2 protein-coding genes are annotated in these 2,883 nt (G+C 65.5%); both read left to right on the top strand.

The window, feature by feature from the left end:
- The first annotated feature begins 344 nt into the window (after positions 1 to 344).
- Complete coding sequence (locus tag G8O29_RS18065; RefSeq protein ID WP_166404586.1) at positions 345 to 740, top strand: c-type cytochrome; 396 nt, start codon at positions 345 to 347, stop codon at positions 738 to 740.
- 173 nt (positions 741 to 913) lie between these two features.
- Positions 914 to 2,677, top strand: a complete 1,764-nt coding sequence (locus G8O29_RS18060) for a PQQ-dependent methanol/ethanol family dehydrogenase (protein ID WP_166404585.1) — start codon at positions 914 to 916, stop codon at positions 2,675 to 2,677.
- Positions 2,678 to 2,883: the final 206 nt, after the last annotated feature.

Here is a 2,883-nt window from a genome sequence, read left to right as displayed (position 1 = left end):
GGCTCGTGCCTCGACGATGCTCCGCAAAGATCACCGCCCGCTCCGCACCATCCAGATGCAACCCCCGCCGATCCATCCCAAACCCCATCCCAACCTCAGCTGTTGCGCTCCATTCTAGAGGTGAAGATTCGCAAAGGATTGGCACGGACCGGCCCTGCGCCCCGGGCCGCGCGTGCCTCGCCCGCGGCCTGCGGTCCCCGGCCCGTGGCCGCGGGGGCAGATCTACGACCAAAAGGCCCCGGTTTCTACGACCATTCGGCCCGGAGAGCTTGACGCAGGTCAAACCGGCGGTCCCCGTGCGGGGCGAAGATCGGCGGCGGATCAGCCAGAATGGAGCCATCACGATGCGCCGTTTCCTCTTGCCCCTTGTCCTGAGCCTTTCCCTTCCCGGCCTTCCCGCCCCTGCCGAGGAGGCAAAGACCTTCGACCGGATCAAGGTCCAGGCCGGGCAGACCCTGTTCGAGGCGGAATGTCGCCGATGCCACGCCACCGACGCCAAGGACCCGAGCTATGGTCCGCTGCTGGAAGGCGTTGTCGGCCGCAAGGCGGGCACGTTCGACGGCTACCCCTATTCCGAGGCGCTGAAGAATGCAGGTTTCGTCTGGACCCGCGGCGCGCTGAAGGCCTGGATGGAGGACAACGATGGCCTCGTCCCCGGCACCCGGATGCGGCATGTGGGAATCGCGGATCCCACCGTGCAGGACTTCATCCTGGCCTATCTGCAATCGATCTCGCAATAGCCGGCGCGCGGGTCGTTCCGCCCTAGCGGCATGGCGCGACGGACCGGCTGCAAGGGTTACGACTATTGGCCAATACCCCTGCAATCGCTTCACGCGCAAAGTGACCCAGGACAGGAGCCCCGGGGGAGGGACCGGCGCTTCGTCTGTCGCGAAAACCCGAGGGAGGGAACCCGATGAACCGCTTTGTCGCTGCCGTTTCGGCGGCCCTTATGCTTGCTGCCCCGGCTTATGCGGGGATCACCGAAGAGGACCTGGCGGGGGATGCCGCCTCGACCGGGGACGTGCTGACCAACGGCATGGGCCGCGATCTTCAGCGCTACAGCCCGCTGGCCCTGATCAACAAGGAGAACGTGGGCAAGATGGTCCCGGTCTGGGCCTTCAGCCTGGGCGGCGAAAAGCAGCGCGGGCAGGAAACCCAGCCGCTGATCCATGACGGGGTGATGTACATCACCGGATCCTACAGCCGCCTCTATGCCATCGACGTCAAGACCGGGAAAGAGCTGTGGCAATATGATGCGCGTCTGCCCGAGGGCATCCTGCCCTGCTGCGACGTCATCAACCGGGGCGCGGCGCTTTATGGCGACAAGATCTATTTCGGCACGCTGGACGCGCGGATCGTGGCGCTGAACGCCAAGACCGGCGATGTGGTCTGGAACAAGAAGATCGCCGACTACAAGGAAGGCTACAGCTACACCGCCGCGCCGCTGATCGTGAACGGCCTCGTGATCACCGGCAACTCGGGCGGCGAGTTCGGGATCGTGGGCGAAGTGCAGGCCCGCGACGCCGAGACCGGCGAGCTGGTCTGGACGCGCCCCACCATCGAGGGCCACATGGGCACCTACATGGGCAAGGAAAGCACCATGACGGGGACGCTGAACGCCTCCTGGCCCGGCGATCTGTGGAAGACCGGCGGCGGGGCGACCTGGCTGGGCGGGTCCTATGACATCGAGACCAACACAATTGTCTTTGGTGCCGGCAACCCCGCGCCCTGGAACAGCTGGCTGCGCGATGCCGGGCAGAAGAACGACGGGACGGGCGACAACCTCTATGCGGCGTCGCGGCTGGGGCTGGACCCGGCGACGGGCGAAATCAAGTGGCACTACCAGACCACCCCGCGCGAGGGCTGGGACTATGACGGTGTGAACGAGGTCGTGGCCTTCACCGACAAGGACGGCAACAAGAAGTGGGCGACCGCCGACCGCAACGGGTTCTTCTATGTGCTGAACCGCGAGGACGGCAAGTTCCTGAACGCCTGGCCCTTCGTGAAGGACATCACCTGGGCCAAGGGCATCGACGAGAACGGCCGGCCTATCTTTGTCGAGGAGAACCGTCCGGGCAATCCCGCAGCCTCGGCCGACGGGGCGAAGGGCGAGGTCATCTTCGCCTCGCCGTCCTTCCTGGGCGGCAAGAACTGGATGCCGATGGCCTACAGTCAGAAGACGGGGCTGTTCTATGTGCCCTCGAACGAATGGGGCATGGACATCTGGAACGAGCCGATCACCTACAAGAAGGGCGCGGCCTATCTGGGCGCGGGGTTTACCATCAAGCCGAACTACGAGGACCATATCGGCAGCCTGAAGGCCATCGACCCGCTGACCGGCGAGTGGAAGTGGGAATACAAGAACGAGGCGCCGCTGTGGGGCGGGGTGATGACCACGGCCGGCGGTCTGGTGTTCTTCGGCACGCCGGAAGGCGAGTTCAAGGCGCTGGACGACGAGACCGGGGCCGAGCTTTACAGCTTCCAGACCGGATCGGGGATCGTGGGGCAGCCCGTCACCTGGGAGATGGACGGCGAGCAGTATGTCGCGGTCGTGTCGGGCTGGGGTGGTGCCGTGCCTCTGTGGGGCGGCGAGGTGGCCAGCAAGGTCAACTACCTGAACCAGGGCGGCATGGTCTGGGTGTTCAAGCTGCCCAAGGAACTGGCGATGGCGAACTGACCCCCTCTGGTCAGGCCATGCAGGCCGCGCGCGTCCGGGGCAATCCGGGCGCGCGTGTGTTTTTGCCCGATCGGCGGCATAGGACTTTTGGCCTGTATCGGGGGCGTGCGGGGCAGGTTATGGTGGCGGGGAACCGATCCCGAAGGCAGAAGACCATGGTTCCGCATGCTGACCTCCGCCCGCTGCACTCTGCCCTGATCGTGGAC

The organism is Rhodobacter calidifons (genome assembly GCF_011174775.1).
Taxonomy (GTDB): domain Bacteria; phylum Pseudomonadota; class Alphaproteobacteria; order Rhodobacterales; family Rhodobacteraceae; genus Tabrizicola; species Tabrizicola calidifons.
The sequence above is the reverse complement of the archived record's forward strand: the minus strand, read 5'-3'. Positions and strand labels throughout refer to the sequence as shown.